Source organism: Streptomyces sp. NPDC031225, assembly GCF_055570355.1.
Window position 1 is genome coordinate 121,802 of sequence record NZ_JBVIHJ010000007.1, and the last position, 15,548, is coordinate 137,349.

13 protein-coding genes are annotated in these 15,548 nt (G+C 72.2%); 7 read left to right on the forward strand and 6 right to left on the reverse strand.

The features are described from left to right. The first annotated feature begins 128 nt into the window (after positions 1–128). From ACZ48Z_RS14160 to ACZ48Z_RS14175, 4 genes are all read left to right on the forward strand, one after another. Positions 129–1,331, forward strand: a complete 1,203-nt coding sequence (locus ACZ48Z_RS14160) for a flavin-containing monooxygenase (protein ID WP_468736103.1) — start codon at positions 129–131, stop codon at positions 1,329–1,331. Between the two features lie 159 nt (positions 1,332–1,490). Next, positions 1,491–2,993 carry a flavin monoamine oxidase family protein gene (locus ACZ48Z_RS14165; protein ID WP_468736104.1) on the forward strand — a complete coding sequence of 501 codons (1,503 nt, stop codon included), beginning with the start codon at positions 1,491–1,493 and terminating at the stop codon, positions 2,991–2,993. Between the two features lie 117 nt (positions 2,994–3,110). Then, positions 3,111–5,336 carry an acetate--CoA ligase family protein gene (locus tag ACZ48Z_RS14170; protein ID WP_468736105.1) on the forward strand — a complete coding sequence of 742 codons (2,226 nt, stop codon included), beginning with the start codon at positions 3,111–3,113 and terminating at the stop codon, positions 5,334–5,336. Further along, positions 5,327–6,118, forward strand: coding sequence for an enoyl-CoA hydratase/isomerase family protein (locus ACZ48Z_RS14175; RefSeq protein WP_468736106.1), 792 nt, complete (start codon positions 5,327–5,329; stop codon positions 6,116–6,118). The genes ACZ48Z_RS14170 and ACZ48Z_RS14175 overlap by 10 nt, the downstream gene beginning before the upstream one ends. A 3-nt stretch (positions 6,119–6,121) precedes the next feature. Here ACZ48Z_RS14175 and ACZ48Z_RS14180 read toward each other — a convergent pair whose 3' ends face one another. Continuing rightward, positions 6,122–7,039: a hypothetical protein gene (locus ACZ48Z_RS14180; RefSeq protein ID WP_468736107.1), complete on the reverse strand. Its 918-nt coding sequence runs from the start codon at positions 7,037–7,039 to the stop codon at positions 6,122–6,124. 81 nt (positions 7,040–7,120) lie between these two features. Between ACZ48Z_RS14180 and ACZ48Z_RS14185 the strand changes: the two genes are divergently transcribed. After that, positions 7,121–7,708 (forward strand): flavin reductase family protein, encoded by a 588-nt coding sequence (locus ACZ48Z_RS14185; protein ID WP_468736108.1) that lies wholly within the window; start codon positions 7,121–7,123, stop codon positions 7,706–7,708. 90 nt (positions 7,709–7,798) lie between these two features. On the opposite strand, the gene ACZ48Z_RS14190 is transcribed toward ACZ48Z_RS14185, so the two are convergent. Beyond that, positions 7,799–9,103: an MFS transporter gene (locus ACZ48Z_RS14190; RefSeq protein WP_468736109.1), complete on the reverse strand. Its 1,305-nt coding sequence runs from the start codon at positions 9,101–9,103 to the stop codon at positions 7,799–7,801. Between the two features lie 71 nt (positions 9,104–9,174). Between ACZ48Z_RS14190 and ACZ48Z_RS14195 the strand changes: the two genes are divergently transcribed. After that, positions 9,175–10,239, forward strand: coding sequence for a GlxA family transcriptional regulator (locus ACZ48Z_RS14195; RefSeq protein ID WP_468736110.1), 1,065 nt, complete (start codon positions 9,175–9,177; stop codon positions 10,237–10,239). Here ACZ48Z_RS14195 and ACZ48Z_RS14200 read toward each other — a convergent pair. The 3 genes from ACZ48Z_RS14200 to ACZ48Z_RS14210 all read right to left on the reverse strand — a co-directional run bounded on the left by ACZ48Z_RS14200 (position 10,236) and on the right by ACZ48Z_RS14210 (position 13,665). Continuing rightward, on the reverse strand, positions 10,236–11,285 hold the full coding sequence (locus ACZ48Z_RS14200; protein ID WP_468736111.1) for a Zn-dependent alcohol dehydrogenase: 1,050 nt from the start codon (positions 11,283–11,285) through the stop codon (positions 10,236–10,238). The genes ACZ48Z_RS14195 and ACZ48Z_RS14200 overlap by 4 nt on opposite strands. After that, the gene (locus ACZ48Z_RS14205) at positions 11,285–12,433 is read right to left on the reverse strand and encodes an acyl-CoA dehydrogenase family protein (protein ID WP_468736112.1); all 1,149 of its coding nucleotides are present in this window, start codon (positions 12,431–12,433) and stop codon (positions 11,285–11,287) included. Before ACZ48Z_RS14205 ends, ACZ48Z_RS14200 begins: the two co-directional genes overlap by 1 nt. Before the next feature lie 323 nt (positions 12,434–12,756). Beyond that, a complete protein-coding gene (locus tag ACZ48Z_RS14210; RefSeq protein WP_468736113.1) occupies positions 12,757–13,665 on the reverse strand; it encodes an SDR family oxidoreductase in 909 nt (302 codons plus the stop codon). 85 nt (positions 13,666–13,750) lie between these two features. Here ACZ48Z_RS14210 and ACZ48Z_RS14215 point away from each other — a divergent pair, with 85 nt between their 5' ends. Beyond that, positions 13,751–14,677: a cyclase family protein gene (locus ACZ48Z_RS14215; protein WP_468736114.1), complete on the forward strand. Its 927-nt coding sequence runs from the start codon at positions 13,751–13,753 to the stop codon at positions 14,675–14,677. 315 nt (positions 14,678–14,992) lie between these two features. On the opposite strand, the gene ACZ48Z_RS14220 is transcribed toward ACZ48Z_RS14215, so the two are convergent. Then, positions 14,993–15,454 (reverse strand): ATP-binding protein, encoded by a 462-nt coding sequence (locus ACZ48Z_RS14220; RefSeq protein WP_468736337.1) that lies wholly within the window; start codon positions 15,452–15,454, stop codon positions 14,993–14,995. Positions 15,455–15,548 lie beyond the last annotated feature (94 nt).

Sequence of the window (15,548 nt, forward strand, 5' to 3'; positions counted from 1 at the left end):
CGTACGCGCACAACCAGGTGACCTACGTCACGAGCCCCACCCGTGCCTCCTACAGGCGTGATCGATCCGCAACCAATTCCCGTCTTGACCGAGACCCATCAACGCGCTGTCTGATTACGCTCGCGCTCATGGCCCACTCCAGACCCGCAGACCACCCGGACCAGCCCGACCAGCCCGATCGCCCCGTGTACGTCATCGGCGGCGGCCCGGCCGGGCTCTCCGTCGCGTACGCGCTGCGCGCCCGGGGTGTCCGTGCGGTCGTCCTGGAGAAGTCCGAGCACGTCGGAGCGTCCTGGCGGCGCCACTACGACCGGCTGCACCTGCACACCACCCGCCGCCTCTCGGCCCTGCCCGGACTGGCGATGCCACGCCGCTTCGGGCGCTGGGTGTCCCGCGACGACGTGGTGCGCTACCTGGAGAAGTACGCCGAGATCCACGAACTGGAGACCGTCACCGGCGTCGAGGTCTCGCGCGTCGAGCGCACCCCCGACGGCACCGGCTGGCTGCTGCACGCCACCGGCGGCCGTGAGCTGACCGGCGCCGCGGTCGTCGTCGCCACCGGCTACAACCACACCCCGCTGGTGCCGGACTGGCCCGGGCGCGAGGAGTACAAGGGCGAGCTCCTGCACGCGGGCGAGTACCGCAACCCGGCGCCCTACGCCGGCCGTGACGTGCTCGTCGTCGGCGTCGGCAACACCGGCGCGGAGATCGCCGTCGACCTGGTGGAGGGCGGCGCCTCGCGCGTACGGCTGTCCGTGCGCACCGCCCCGCACATCGTCCGCCGCTCCACGGCCGGCTGGGCCGCCCAGTACACGGGTGTCCTCGTACGGCGGCTGCCGGTCGGCCTGGTGGACCGGCTGGCCAGGCCCATGGCGAGGCTCAGCGTGCCCGATCTGTCCGCGCACGGCCTGCCCCGTCCCGACACCGGCCTCTACAGCCGGGCCAAGGAGGGCGCCATCCCGGTCCAGGACGTCGGCCTCATCGACGCGATCCGCAAGGGCCGGATCGAGGTCGTCGCTGCCGTGGAGGGCTTCGAGGAGGGCGAGGTGCTCCTCGCCGACGGCACCCGGATCGGCCCGGACGCGGTGATCGCGGCCACCGGTTACGCCCGCTCCCTGGAGGGGCTGGTCGGCCATCTCGACGTCCTCGACGCGCGCGGCGGCCCGGTCGTCAACGGCGCCCTGGCCCCACAGAATGCCCGCGGACTCTTTTTCAGTGGCTATACAACTCCCATCAGCGGCACGTTCCGCGAGGTGGCGATCGACGCCGAGAAGATCGCGAAGGCCGTCGTCAGAGACGGTTCGGGATCGCTCTCCCGGCTCCCGGGATGACGTAGAGACCCCCAACTCCCCTCAGTAAAGCTCCTGTTACGTGTGCGCAAGATGTGACAGGAGCGTTGTCCTGTGCCCACATGCGGGGCCAGAATGTGAAACCTGCTCATCTTTCAGGATCACTTCCGGCTCGACCGACCTGCTCTCCCCCGACGGAGGATGCACGTGGCACGCGAAAGACAGCTCCCCCCGCTCTCCCGGCGCTCCCTGCTCGGCGGTGCCGCCGCCGCGGCCGGTGCCGTCACCCTGACCGGCACCGCCTCCTCTCCCGCCTTCGCCGCCACCCGTGACGTGGACGTCGCGATCGTCGGCGGCGGCCTCGCCGGACTCACCGCGGCCCGTGACCTGGTCGCGGGCGGAAAGACGGTCGCCGTCCTCGAGGCCCGCGACCGGGTCGGCGGCCGGGTGCTCAACCTGCCCCTGGCCAACGGCGGAGTCACCGAGGGCGGCGGCGAGTTCATCGGCCCCACCCAGGACCGCATCAAGGCCCTTGCAGACTCGCTCGGAGTGGGCACCTTCCCCACCTACAACACCGGCAACAACCTGCTCTACAAGGACGGCAAGAAGACCGCCTACGCCACCGACGGCCTCCTCGGCTCGGTCCCGCCGATCGACGCGGCAGGCCTCGCCAACGCGGCCATCGTCCAGGCCTCCCTCGACGACATGGCCAAGACGATCCCCGTCGACGCGCCCTGGACCGCCGCGAAGGCCCAGGAGTGGGACCGGCAGACCTTCGAGACCTGGCTGCGCGCCAACGCCGTGATCCCGTCGGCCAAGTTCCTCCTCGACGTGGCCTGCACGTCGATCTTCTCGGCCGAACCCCGCGAACTCTCCCTGCTGTTCGTCCTCTTCTACATCGCCGCCGCCGGCAACGAGACCACGCCCGGCACCCTGGAGCGCCTCACCGAGACCGCGGGCGGCGCCCAGGAGCAGCGCTTCGTCGGCGGCTCCCAGCAGGTGCCGATCAAGCTCGCCGCGACCCTCGGCGACCGCGTGGTGCTGAACGCCCCGGTGCGCACGATCACCAAGTCCGGCTCGAAGTACGTCGTCACGGCCGACGGCGTCACGGTCACCGCCAAGCGGGTCGTCGTCGCCGTACCGCCGCCGCTCGCGGCCCGCATCACCTACGACCCGCTGCTGCCCGCCGCCCGCGACCAGCTCACCCAGCGCCTCCCGATGGCCTCGGTCGGCAAGGCGATCGCGATCTACGACACCCCGTTCTGGCGGGCCGACGGCCTCAACGGCCAGGTCGTCAGCGACACCGGTGTGGTCAGCTCGACCTTCGACAACTCCCCGCCGGACGCCTCCTACGGCGCCCTGATGGGCTTCATCGAGGCCGACGAGGCCCGCAAGTACGACGCGGCGAGCGAGGCGGAGGTCAAGGCGGCCGTCCTCAAGGACTACGTGACCTACTTCGGCTCGAAAGCGGCCTCCCCCACCTCCTTCGTCCTGCAACGCTGGAACAACGAGGCCTACACCCGCGGCGGCCCCGTCTCCATCGGCGCCCCCGGTGTGCTGACCCAGTACGGGCCCGCCCTGCGCACCCCCGTCGGCGGCATCCACTGGGCGGGGACGGAGACCGCCGTCCACTGGAACGGCTTCATGGACGGTGCGGTGCGCTCGGGCGAGCGGGTGGCCAAGGAGGTCCTGGCCGTGCTGTAGGCCCGGGGGGCGCCGGTCCGCTCCTTTTGTGTGCACACCCATTCCTGACATCCCGTCAGTTCTGTAATCTGACAGAGCGTCAGTTAATGGAGCTGTCACACAGGAGCGGGCGGACCGATGCTTGGATCAACCCACGGCACCCTCACCACCGACTCCCGCCGGGCCCGGGTCATCGCGTGCGGCGAGCAACCCGGGCCCGCCGTCCACGGCAGGCCTGCCGACGTCGACGATCTCGACGTCAGCGGGCGGCCGTTGTATGCCGACGTCCCCGATCTGGACCGCTTCTTCCGGCCGGAGTCGGTCGCCGTGATCGGGGCCTCGGACACCGAGGGCCGCCCGAACACCGGCGTCACCCGGCAGCTGATCGACTGGGCCGACCGGGTCGGCGCCCGGCTGCACCCGGTGCACCCGACCCGTCCGGCGGTCTTCGGCATCCCCTGTGTGGCCGCCGTGTCCGATCTGCCCGAGCAGGTCGACCTCGCGGTCCTGCTGGTCGCAGACCCCCTCCCCGTGATCGAGCAACTGGCCGAGGCCAAGGTGAAGTTCGCGGTCGCCTTCGCCTCCGGCTTCGCCGAGACCGGAGAGGAGGGGGCGGCCGCCCAGGAGCGTCTCGCGGCCGCGGTGGCGGAGTCGGGGATGCGCCTGCTGGGCCCCAACACCAACCTGAACGCCTTCTCGTCGTTCCGCAAGGATCTCGACGGTCCCGGCATCGCCCTGATCACCCAGTCCGGCCACCAGGGCCGCCCCGTCTTCGCCCTCCAGGAACTCGGCATCCGCCTCACCCACTGGGCCCCCACCGGCAACGAGGCCGACCTGGAGACCTCCGACTTCCTCTCCTACTTCGCCGAGCGGCCCGAGGTCGGCGCCATCGCCTGCTACGTCGAGGGCCTCAAGGACGGGCGCTCCTTCCTGCTCGCCGCAGACCGGGCGGCCCGCCGCAGGATGCCGGTGGTCGCGGTCAAGGTGGGCCGCACCGAGACCGGCGCCCGCACGGCCGCCTCCCACACCGGGAAGCTGACCGGCGCCGACGCGGTGGTGGACGCGGCGATGCGGCAGTACGGCGTGATCCGCGTCGACGGTCTCGACGAACTCCAGGACACCGCCACCCTGTTGGCCCGGGCGAAGCCGCCGGTCGCCGAGGGGGTCGTCGTCTACTCGATCTCGGGCGGCACCGGCGCGCACTTCGCCGACCTGGCGACGGAGGCGGGGCTGAGGCTGCCGCCGCTGTCCGAAGCCAAGCAGGCCGAACTGCACCAGTGGATACCGGAGTTCCTGAGCGTGGCCAACCCCGTCGACAACGGCGGGCACCCGGTCGGCGACTGGCGGGGCCGGAAGATCATCGACGCGATCCTCGCCGACCCCGCCGTCGGAGTGCTGATCTGCCCGGTCACGGGACCCTTTCCGCCCCTGAGCGACCGGCTCGTGCAGGACCTGGTGGACGCGGCCGAGCAGACCGACAAGCTGGTGTGCGTGGTGTGGGGCTCGCCCGTCGGCACCGAACCGGCCTACCGCGAGGTGCTGCTGGGCTCCTCCCGGGTGGCCACCTTCCGCACGGTCGGCAACTGCATCACCGCGGTCCGCGCCTACCTCGCCCACCACCGCTTCGTCACCGGCTACCGCTCTCCCTTCGACGAGGCCCCGCGCACCCCTTCGCCCTCCTTCCGCAAGGCGCAGGCACTGATGCGCCCGGGCCAGCAGCTGAGCGAGCACGCGGCGAAACAGCTGCTGCGGGCGTACGGGATCCGGGTGCCGCGCGAGCAGTTGGTGACCAGCGCGGCGGCGGCCGTACGCGCGGCGGGCCTGGTCGGCTACCCGGTGGTGATGAAGGCGTCCGGGGCGAGGATCGCCCACAAGACCGAGCTCGGCCTGGTGAAGATCGGCCTGACATCGGCCAGCCAGGTCCGGGACGCCTACCGGGAGTTGACCGACATCGCCCGCTACGAGGACGTCCCGCTGGACGGGGTCCTGGTGTGCCAGATGGTCGAGCGGGGCGTCGAGATGGTCGTCGGGGCCGCGCACGACGAGCTGTTCGGGCCGACGGTGACGGTGGGGCTCGGCGGGGTGCTGGTCGAGGTGCTGCGCGACACCGCCGTACGCGTGCCGCCCTTCGGGGAGGAGCAGGCCCGGGACATGCTGGAGGACCTGCGCGGGCGGGCCCTGCTGGACGGGGTCCGGGGGCGGCCCCCCGCGGATCTCGACGCGCTCGTGGAGGTCGTCCTGCGCGTGCAGCGCATGGTGCTGGAGCTCGGGGACGAGGTGGCGGAGCTCGACATCAACCCGCTGATGGTGCTGCCCCGGGGGCAGGGGGCGGTGGCGCTGGACGCGTTGGTGGTGTGCCGGTGAGCGAGGTCCTGCACACCCTCGACGGCCAGGTCTCGTACATCACCCTCAACAGGCCCGAGGCCCTGAACGCCCTCGCCCCCGGCCAACGGGACCGGATCATCGAGCTGTTGGCGCAGGCTTCGGGTGACCCGGACGTACGGGCCGTCGTCCTCACCGGAACCGGGCGCGGCTTCTGCGCGGGGGCCGACCTGCGGGGCGGGGCGGGCGCGGGGGACCCGGTCGCCGGTGACGTGGCCCGCGTGATCCGGCTCGGCGCCCAGCGGCTGATCGCCGCCGTCCTCGACTGCGAGAAGCCGGTGATCGCGGCGGTGAACGGCACCGCGGCCGGCATCGGCGCGCATCTGGCCTTCGCCTGCGACCTCGTCCTGGCCGCCGAATCGGCGCGGTTCATCGAGGTGTTCGTACGCCGGGGCCTGGTCCCCGACGGTGGCGGCGCCTACCTGTTGCCCCGCCTGGTCGGGCCCCGGCGCGCCAAGGAGCTGATGTTCTTCGGCGACGCGCTCTCCGCCCCGGACGCCGAACGCCTGGGCCTGGTCAACCGGGTCGTCCCGGACGGGGAGCTGGACAAGACAGCCCGCGAGTGGGCGGCCCGTCTCGCCACCGGCCCGACGCGCGCCCTCGCCCTGACGAAACAGCTCGTCAACGCCTCCCTCGACAGCGACCGCAGCACCGCCTTCGCCGCGGAGGCCACCGCTCAGGAGATCAACATGACGACGGCGGACGCGAAGGAGGGCCTGGCGAGCTTCGTGGAGCGCAGGAGCCCGCGGTTCAGGGGCCGTTGAGACTCAGTCCCGGGTCAGGATCCGCAGGTCCGGCGCGTCCGGGTCCCCGAACGGCACGAACAGCTCGGGCTCGGCCGCCGTCCCGCCGATCCTCCAGTACGTCTCCTGCCCGCACCGCCCGTCGAACCGTACGACGACTCCGGCGCGTCCCTCGGGGCCGTCGGTGTCGGGGTCGTAGCCGCCCTTGTCGTCGAGCAGCCAGGTGCCGGTGCCGTCGCACACGGTGAAGGCCGTCGGGTCCGCCGACTCGTCCACCTCCGTGCCGGATTCGGCGGGCAGGGCGGTGAGGTCGGCCCGCCCGTCCTCACGCAGCCGCAGCACCGCGTCGTCGGCCCCGTGCCATTCCCCGGCGAGTTGCGCGGCGGACAGGTGCGGAGGCTCGTACTCCTCGACGATCCCCGTGAGCGAGGCCAGCACCCCGCCGACGAACACCAGCAGGAACAGCCCGACGGAGGCGAACAGGGCGGGCAGCCATACGCCCCAGAAGCTACGGACACGTCTGCGAAGCCGGCCCAGGCCGAGCATCGGCAGCAGGCCGAGGGCCGCGAGGAGCGGTGCCGTGGTGAGGAACGGCCACCCCCACAGCAGCCCGGCGAGGCCCGCCCACACCACACCGAGGCCTGCCGCGCACACCAGGTTCCAGGCCCACACGGGCCCCCGCGCGCGGCTGACGACGAGCCGCGCCAGTGCCTGCGCCGGCACGACCTGGGCCACCGCGTGCGCGAGGCCGAGGACCGGCAGGATCAGCGGCATCACGACGAGGAGGCATGCGAGGGCGAACACGGAGAGGAACCCGTACGCGCCCGCGTACGCGTAGTCGTCGCCCAGCCTGACCTCGGTCCACCAGATCAGACCGATCGCCGGAACCTGCGCCGCGCACACCGCGGCGGCCTCGTTGAGCCGTACGTTCCCCCACCCCATGAACGCACCCTATGTGCGGCCTCACGCGCGCGTGCCCGACCCCTTTTCATCTGACACACCGTCAGCTTCAATGGAGAGGTGATGGGACAAGCAGGAATGGCGGAGGCGGCCGTCCGCTACCTCCGGTCCGGAAAGGCCCTCGCCGTCGAGGCGCTGCCCCGCCCGGAGTTGAGGTGTGTCCGCGAGGACGAGCGGGCACCGGTCGACCCGGCCGAGTTCCGGCGTGTGCTGGGGAGCTTCGCGTCCGGCGTGACCGTGGTGACGGCACCCGGGGCGGACGGCGAGGGCCCCGCCGGCTTCGCCTGCCAGTCCTTCTCCTCCCTCTCCCTCGACCCGCCGCTCGTCGCCTTCATGGTGGGCCGTACGTCGACGACCTGGCCGCGTATCGCCCGGGCGGGCGTCTTCTGCGTGAACGTCCTGAGCGCGGACCAGGGCGACCTGTGCAGGGGGTTCGCGAGGAGCGGCGCGGACAAGTTCGCGGGCGTGGCGCACGATCCGGCACCGGTCTCCGGCTCCCCCCGCCTCGCGGGCACGCTCGCGTGGATCGACTGCACGATCCACGCCGTCCACACCGGCGGGGACCACCTCATCATCGTGGGGCGGGTGGACGCGCTGGGAACGGGCGAGGGCGAGGCGCCGCTGCTGTTCCACAACGGGCGGTTCGTCTGAGGCACCGCGGCGACCGCTCGTTCATCGGGCTGCCCCGCCTGCGGACCCTCAGCGCGTATCCCGGTCCCCTCGCCGACGGACTCCTCGCCGCTAGGCCACCGCGAGGACAGCGGCAGCCGGCCTGCGCCGGATCACCAGTGCCATCAGCGCCGCCACCGCGCACAGCGCTCCCGACGCGTACCAGACCATGTCGTACGACCCGAACACGTCCCGTGCGACACCGCCGAGGAAGGCGATGAGGGCGGCGCCGACCTGGTGGGAGGCGAGGACCCAGCCGAAGACGATCGCGCTGTCGTCGCCGTACTGCTCGCGGCACAGGGCGATGGTCGGCGGGACGGTGGCGACCCAGTCGAGGCCGTAGAAGACGATGAAGAAGAGCATCGGCGGGTGGACCGACGGGCCCAGCAGCATGGGCAGGAAGAGGAGCGAGACACCGCGCAGGGCGTAGTACACGGCGAGCAGGCGGCGCGGTTCGAAGCGGTCGGTGAACCAGCCGGAGGCGACCGTGCCGACGACGTCGAAGACGCCGATGACCGCGAGCAGCGAGGCGGCGGCCGTGATGGGCATGCCGTGGTCGTGTGCGGCGGGCACGAAGTGGGTCTGCACCAGGCCGTTGGTGGAGGCGCCGCAGATCGCGAAGGTGCCGGCGAGCAGCCAGAAGGTGCCGGTGCGGGCGGCCCGGGACAGGACCGTCACCGTCCGGCGCGCGGCGCCCTGCACCGGTTCCGGCTTCGGTACGAACTCCTTGGCGCCGTACGGCCGCAGGCCCACGTCGGCCGGGTGGTCGCGCAGCAGCAGCCACACGAAGGGGACGACCGCGAGGGCGGCGAGGGCGACGGTGATCGCGGCCGGGCGCCAGTCGTGGTTCTCCACCATCCAGGACAGCGCCGGCAGGAAGATCAGCTGGCCGGAGGCGGAGGCGGCGGTCAGGATGCCGGTGACCAGGCCGCGCCGCTCGGTGAACCAGCGGTTGGTGACGGTCGCGGCGAACGCCAGTGCCATCGAGCCGCTGCCCATACCGACCAGCAGGCCCCAGTACAGCATCAGCTGCCAGGCGGCCGTCATCCACACGGTCAGGCCGGAGCCGACCGCGATCACGGTCAGCGCGACCGCGACCACCCGGCGGATGCCGAAGCGGTCCATCAGCGCCGCCGCGAAGGGCGCGGTCAGGCCGTACAGCGCGAGGTTCACGGAGACGGCCGCGCCGATGGTGCCGCGCGACCAGCCGAAGTCCTCGTGCAGAGGATCGATGAGGAGGCCGGGCAGGGAGCGGAAGGCGGCCGCGCCGATGATCGTCACGAAGGTGACTGCGGCCACGAACCATGCCCGGTGGATGCGGGTCGGCGGCTTCTCCGGCTGGGGCGCCCGGTCGACGGCCTCGGTTGTCTGGGTCACGACATAGAGCTTCCGTCCTGCGCCGCCCCGAATCCATTGGCCCGGAGGACATCGTTCGTTAGGATCGGGCCATGAGCCAGGACCGTGATGACCGTCGTGAGCCGGACTTCCGCCCGCACCGCGTCGTCGTCCTCGCCATGGACGGTGTCCTCCCCTTCGAGCTGGGCATCCCGCACCGGATCTTCGGCCGCCCCAGGGACGCCGAGGGGCGCTTCCTGTACGACGTCGTCACCTGCTCGATCCGCCCGCCGGGCCCGGTGCGGACCGACGCCGACTTCGCCATCCAGGTCGAGCACGGCCCGGAGATCCTGGCCACCGCCGACACCGTGATCGTCCCGGCGTCGTACGAACTCGGCCCGGTCTTCGAGCAGGGCGTGCTGACCGACGAACTGGCCGCCGCCCTCGCCCACATCCGCCCCGGCACCCGGCTCGCCTCCATCTGCACCGGCGTCTACGTCCTGGCCGCCGCCGGTCTCCTCGACGGCCGCCCCGCCACCACGCACTGGGCCGACTCCGACCGACTCCAGGAGCTCTTCCCGCAGGTCAGGGTCGACCCGGACGTCCTGTTCATCGACGACGGGGACGTCCTGACCTCCGCGGGCGTCGCCGCCGGGCTCGACCTGTGCCTGCACATGGTTCGCCGCGACCACGGCACTGCGGTCGCCAACGACGTGGCCCGCCGCACCGTCGTACCGCCGCACCGCGACGGCGGGCAGGCGCAGTACATCCACCGGCCCGTGCCCGACCCGCAGCAGTCGACCACGACCTCGGCCCGCGCCTGGGCACTGGGCCGCCTCCATGAGCCGATCCAGCTGCGGGACATGGCCGGACAGGAGGCGATGTCGGTGCGCACCTTCACGCGCCGTTTCCGCGAGGAGGTCGGCGTCAGCCCCGGCCAGTGGCTCACCCAGCAGCGGGTGGAGCGCGCCCGGCACCTGCTGGAGTCCACCGACCTCTCCGTCGACCAGGTCGCCCACGACGCGGGCTTCGGCACCGCCCAGTCGATGCGCCAGCACCTGCAGACGGCCCTCGGGGTCACCCCGACCGCGTATCGCCGCACCTTCCGGGCCGGGGGCGGCTGCTTCGCGGGGCCCGTCGGCACCCCGTACGCGGAAACACCCGTACCGGCGGCCTAGAACGTGAGCACCCCCCGGGCCACCCGCCCCGCCTCCGCGTCGGCCACCGCCTTCTCGAAGTCCTCGACCGGGTAGGTCTCCGTGACGAGTTCGTCGAGGAACAGCCGGCCCTGCCGGTAGAGGTCCGCGTACAGCGGGATGTCCCGCTGCGGCCTTGAGGAGCCGTACCGGCAGCCCAGGATGGCCTTGTCGAGGAACATCGACGACACGACGAAGGACGCCTCCGCGCCCGCCGCCGGGACTCCCAGCAGGACCGCCTGCCCGTGCCGGTCCAGCAGGTCGACGGCGGCACGCACGAGTTCGACCCGGCCGACGCATTCGAAGGCGTGGTCCACTCCGCGCGGCAGCAGTTCCCGCACCCCGTCCACCGAGGTCAGGAAGTCGGTCGCGCCGAACTGCCGGGCCATCGCCTCCTTCGCCGGATTGGCGTCCACCGCCATGATCCGCGAGGCACCCGCGATCCGCGCGCCCTGGATGACGTTGAGCCCGATGCCCCCGGTCCCGATCACCAGCACGCTCTCCCCGCGGTCCACGCGGGCCCGGTTGAGCACGGCCCCCACCCCGGTCAGCACCCCGCACCCGATGAGCGCGGCGGACGTCAGCGGGATGTCCTTCGGGATCCGTACCGCCTGAACGGCCTTCACGACCGTCCGTTCCGCGAAGGCGGAGTTGCACGCGAACTGGAACACCGGCTCCCCGCGCCGCGAGAAGGGCTTCTGGGGCCGCCCGATGGCCTTGCGGCACATGGTCGGCCGCCCCCGGTCGCAGTCGGCGCAGGCACCGCAGTTGGCGAGCGTGGACAGCGCCACGTGGTCACCGGGCCCGACATGCGTGACCCCCTCCCCCACCGCCTCGACCACGCCGGCGCCCTCATGTCCCAGCACCACCGGAACCGGGAAGGGTATGGTCCCGTCCACCACGGACAGGTCGCTGTGGCACAGCCCGGCCGCCGAGATCGCGACCTGCACCTCCCCGGGTCCCGGGTCCCGCACCTCCAGATCGTCGACGACCTGGATCTGCCTCCCGTCGAACAGCACGCCTCGCATCAGACGACCCCCTTGGGTTCCCTGGGCAGACCGAGCACGCGCTCGGCGATGATGGTGCGCTGGATCTGGTCCGAACCGCCGTAGATGGTGTCGGCCCGTGAGAACAGGAACAGCTGTTGCAGGGCGTCGAGTTCGTACGGCGCGGCAGGGGACCAGTCGGGTCCGGCCGCCGCCTCCGCGCCCCGCACGAGCATCGCCAGCTCCCCGAGCCGCTGATGCCACCCCGCCCACAGCAGCTTGGCCGCGCTGGAGGCCCCGGCGTCGCCCGAACCCCCGAGCGTGCGCAGGGCGTTCCACCGCATGGTCCGCAACTCGGCCCACTGGCGCACGAGCAGGGCGCGCACGGCCGGATCAGCGATCGCGTCGGTGCGCACGGCGGCCTGGATGACCTGCGTCAACTCCTGTGCGAAACCCACCTGTTGGGCCAGCGTGGACACCCCGCGCTCGAACCCGAGCAGGCTCATCGCGACCCGCCAGCCCTGCCCCTCGCCCCCGACGACATGCTCCGCGCGCGCGTGCGCCCCGTCGAAGAAGACCTCGTTGAACTCGCTGGTCCCGGTCAGCTGCCGGATGGGCCGCACCTCGATGCGTCCCGGCTGGTCCATGGGAACGAGGAGGAACGACAGTCCGTGATGGCGACGGGACTGCGGGTCGGTCCGGGCGAGCACGAAACACCAGTCCGCCTCATGAGCGAGGGACGTCCAGATCTTCTGCCCACTGATCCGATACGTCCCGTCCTCGCCGCGCGTGGCCCTGGTCCGCACCCCGGCGAGGTCGGAGCCCGCCCCGGGTTCGCTGTACCCCTGGCACCACAGCTCCTCCCCGGCGGCTACGGGAGGGAGGAAGCGGGCCTTCTGTTCGTCGGTGCCGTGGGCGATGAGCGTGGGCGCGAGCAGTTTCTCCCCGATGTGCCCGGACCGCGCCGGTGCCCCCGACCGCGCGTACTCCTCGGCCCAGGCGACCTGCTGGGTGAGGGTGGCGGTCCGGTTGCCGTAGCCGCCTTCGTCCCAACCGAGCCCGATCCAACCGGACTTGCCGAGGGTCCGCTCCCAGGTACGACGGTCCTGGGAGCCGTCGGCATGCCCGGCGAGCCACTCCCGTGCTTCCCCCCGAAACGCCTCGTCCTCAGCCATGAACCCGAACTCCACAGCGACCTCCCAACGCCCGCACACCGGCCACACCAACCCACCCAGAGGCGCGAGGAACCGCGCGACAGCACCGACATCCGGCGCACGACCGAACCCACCTGGCGAGGACCCACCCAGGGGCGCGGGGAACTGCGCGGCCGGCCCCCACGGACCCGCACCCACCAACCAAGCGCACCCCGACCCAGGGGCGCGGGGAACCGCTCGACGGCACCGACATCCGGCGCACGACCGAACCCACCTGGCGAGGACCCACCCAGGGGCGCGAGGAACCGCGCGGCCGGCCCCCACCGACCCGCAGCCGCCGACAACGCGCACCCCCCGGCCTATCCGGCATTGGGCCGCGCCCCACCCCGCGCCGCCCTCTCCATCTCCGCCAACCGCTCCAGCATCGGCATCGGATCGACACCGACGCTCCCCGGCAGGGACTCCGCGATCGTTTCCGGCGTCCACCCGCCGGAGGCGTACGCGGCACGCAGTTCCCGGGGCTGGGCCCACACCGCGATCTTCGGCCCCGCGACCGTGTACACCTGCCCGGTGACCTCGCGGGCCCGCTCCGACAGCAGGTAGACCACCATGGCGGCCACGTCCTCGGGCTCCCCGATCTCGGAGAGCTCCATCGGCACGTTCGCCGACATCCGCGTACGCGCGACCGGCGCCACCGCGTTGGCGGTCACCCCGTACTTGTGCAGCCCGAGCGCCGCACTGCGGACGAGCGAGATGATCCCGCCCTTCGCCGCGCTGTAGTTCGCCTGCGAGACCGACCCCTGATGGTTCCCGCTGGTGAACCCGATCAACGTCCCCGCCCGTTGTTTCCGCATCACCGCGGACGCCGCCCGGAACACCGTGAACGTCCCCTTCAGATGGGTGGCGAGCACCGGATCCCATTCCTCCTCGGACATGTTGAACAGCATCCGCTCGCGCAGGATCCCGGCGACGCACACGACACCGTCGAGCCGCCCGTACGAGGACAGCGCGGTGTCGACGACCCGCTGCCCGCCCGCCATCGTCGAGATGTCGTCGGCCACGGCGACGGCCTCGCCCCCGGCCGCCTCGATCTCCTTCACCACGCCCGAGGCGACCTCGCTCGCGGGCGACGCCCCGTCCATGGCGACGCCGTAGTCGTTGACGACGACCCGCGCACCCTCGCCCGCGGCGGCCAGTGCGACGGCCCGCCCGATGCCCCGTCCCGCGCCCGTCACGGCGACGACCCTGCCTGCCAAGAAGTTCCCCATGCCCGGCCCCTTCCCGCGGTTTCTGACGGACCGTTAGATTTTATGACCCGTCAGATGTGCGGACACAAGCCCCGGGGAGGGCCCGATGTCACTTCCGGCCGCGTTCCACGACATCGCCAAGCGCGTGAACAACTGGGGGCGTTGGGGCTCCGACGACGAGATCGGCACGTTGAACCTGATCACCGACGAGGTCGTCCGCGAGGCCGCCGCAACCGTGCGCACGGGTCGCCGCATCCCTCTCGCCCTGCCCCTGCAGCAGGACGGCGTGCAGACCGGGATGATGCCGGGCCGGGTCAACCCCCTGCACGCCATGGTGCAGATCAACCAGGAGATCTTCGGCCCGGGCACGGTCGCGTGCAGCGACGACGCGGTGACCATGGGCCTCCAGGCGGCCACGCACTGGGACGCGCTCACCCATGTCTCGCACTCGGGCGTGCTCTACAACGGGCGCCCGGCCGGCACCATCACCCCGCACGGCGGCGCCGGGTTCGCCGGTATCGACAAGGCACGGCACGTCGTCTCGCGCGGGGTTCTCCTGGACGTGGCCCGCGCGCGGGGCGTGGACCGGCTGGACGGGGGGCACGCCGTGACCCCCGAGGACCTGGACGCCGCCGAGGATCTCGCGGGCACACGCGTGCGTGCCGGTGACGTCGTGCTCGTACGGACCGGGCAGATCCAGGTGTATCTCGCGGGGGACAAGGAGGCTTACGCCTATCCGTCGCCGGGCCTGTCGGTGCGCACTCCGGAGTGGTTCCACGCGCGCGATGTCGCGGCGGTCGCGAACGACACGCTCACGTTCGAGATCTTCCCGCCCGAGGTCGAGGACCTGTGGCTGCCGGTGCACGCGCTGGACCTGGTGGAGATGGGGATGCTCCAGGGCCAGAACTGGAACCTGGAAGAGTTGTCCACAGCCTGTGGACAAGAAAACCGCTACGCGTTCCTGCTGTCGGCGATGCCGGAGCCGTTCGTCGGCGGCACCGGAACGCCGGTGGCCCCGGTGGCCGTTCTGTGAGGACGTCGGCCGGCGGCGCGCGGACCCGCCCCGAGCTCGGCACCGCGCGCCGCCGTCATCGACTCCCCCCTGCCCGGGGGACATCGACACCGCTCACGGCCCGCGCCCGTCGAGGACCTCCGTCACCGAAGCCCTCGGCGTCCCCTCACGGCGGACCGCCCACTCCAGCGTGATCAGTCAAACACGGTGAGTCAACACGTCAACGGGGACTTGTTGCCCACGACTTGTCGGTCCGGGCCGCGCATCGGCGCATCCCCCGGCGCACCGGGCCGTCGCAGGGCGAGGCAGGCGGCGGTTTCTGCGACCGTGCGCCGGTCACACGGCCTCGAACGCCAGCCCTTCATAGGCCGAGGCGTCGATGTCGTAGGTCTCCGCGGCCTTCTGCGACTGCGCACAGCGGTCCAGTTCGCACCAGATGCTCTTGCCGCCGCCCTCGCGGCTCCAGCCCCAGCGGTCGGCGAGTCCGTCGACGAGGGCGAGGCCGCGGCCGCCGGTCGCGTCGCCGTCCACGCACCGCGGAACGGGGGCCCGGCCGCTGCGGTCGGCCACCTCCAGGCGGACGGTGGCCGCCTCGGCCGTCGCGTCCGGCAGGGACAGCCGCAGGACGGCCGGCCGACCGGTGTGCACCACGGCGTTGGTGACCAGTTCGGACACGAGCAGGATCAGGTTCTCGGCGAGTGGTTCGTCCGCCCCTATCCCGGACACGGCGAGTCGCGAGCGGGCCCACCGCCGAGCTCGACCCACCTCTGCGGGGTCGGGCCGGATCTCCAGCTGCACTTGAAGCACCTGCACCGCTCACACCATCCGAACCGGCGGGCACATGGCCTCGCGCCTCACGAGGGCCACGATCGTAGCCATTTTTTGCATGACC

What these genes read in the sequence shown, in the direction of transcription:
- ACZ48Z_RS14210 (WP_468736113.1), bottom strand. Translation starts at nt 13,665, where the DNA reads ATGGGGAACTTCTTGGCAGGCAGGGTCGTCGCCGTGACGGGCGCGGGA.
- ACZ48Z_RS14200 (WP_468736111.1), bottom strand. Translation starts at nt 11,285, where the DNA reads ATGCGAGGCGTGCTGTTCGACGGGAGGCAGATCCAGGTCGTCGACGAT.
- ACZ48Z_RS14160 (WP_468736103.1), top strand. Translation starts at nt 129, where the DNA reads ATGGCCCACTCCAGACCCGCAGACCACCCGGACCAGCCCGACCAGCCC.
- ACZ48Z_RS14170 (WP_468736105.1), top strand. Translation starts at nt 3,111, where the DNA reads ATGCTTGGATCAACCCACGGCACCCTCACCACCGACTCCCGCCGGGCC.
- ACZ48Z_RS14180 (WP_468736107.1), bottom strand. Translation starts at nt 7,039, where the DNA reads ATGGGGTGGGGGAACGTACGGCTCAACGAGGCCGCCGCGGTGTGCGCG.
- ACZ48Z_RS14215 (WP_468736114.1), top strand. Translation starts at nt 13,751, where the DNA reads ATGTCACTTCCGGCCGCGTTCCACGACATCGCCAAGCGCGTGAACAAC.
- ACZ48Z_RS14165 (WP_468736104.1), top strand. Translation starts at nt 1,491, where the DNA reads ATGCACGTGGCACGCGAAAGACAGCTCCCCCCGCTCTCCCGGCGCTCC.
- ACZ48Z_RS14195 (WP_468736110.1), top strand. Translation starts at nt 9,175, where the DNA reads ATGAGCCAGGACCGTGATGACCGTCGTGAGCCGGACTTCCGCCCGCAC.
- ACZ48Z_RS14185 (WP_468736108.1), top strand. Translation starts at nt 7,121, where the DNA reads ATGGGACAAGCAGGAATGGCGGAGGCGGCCGTCCGCTACCTCCGGTCC.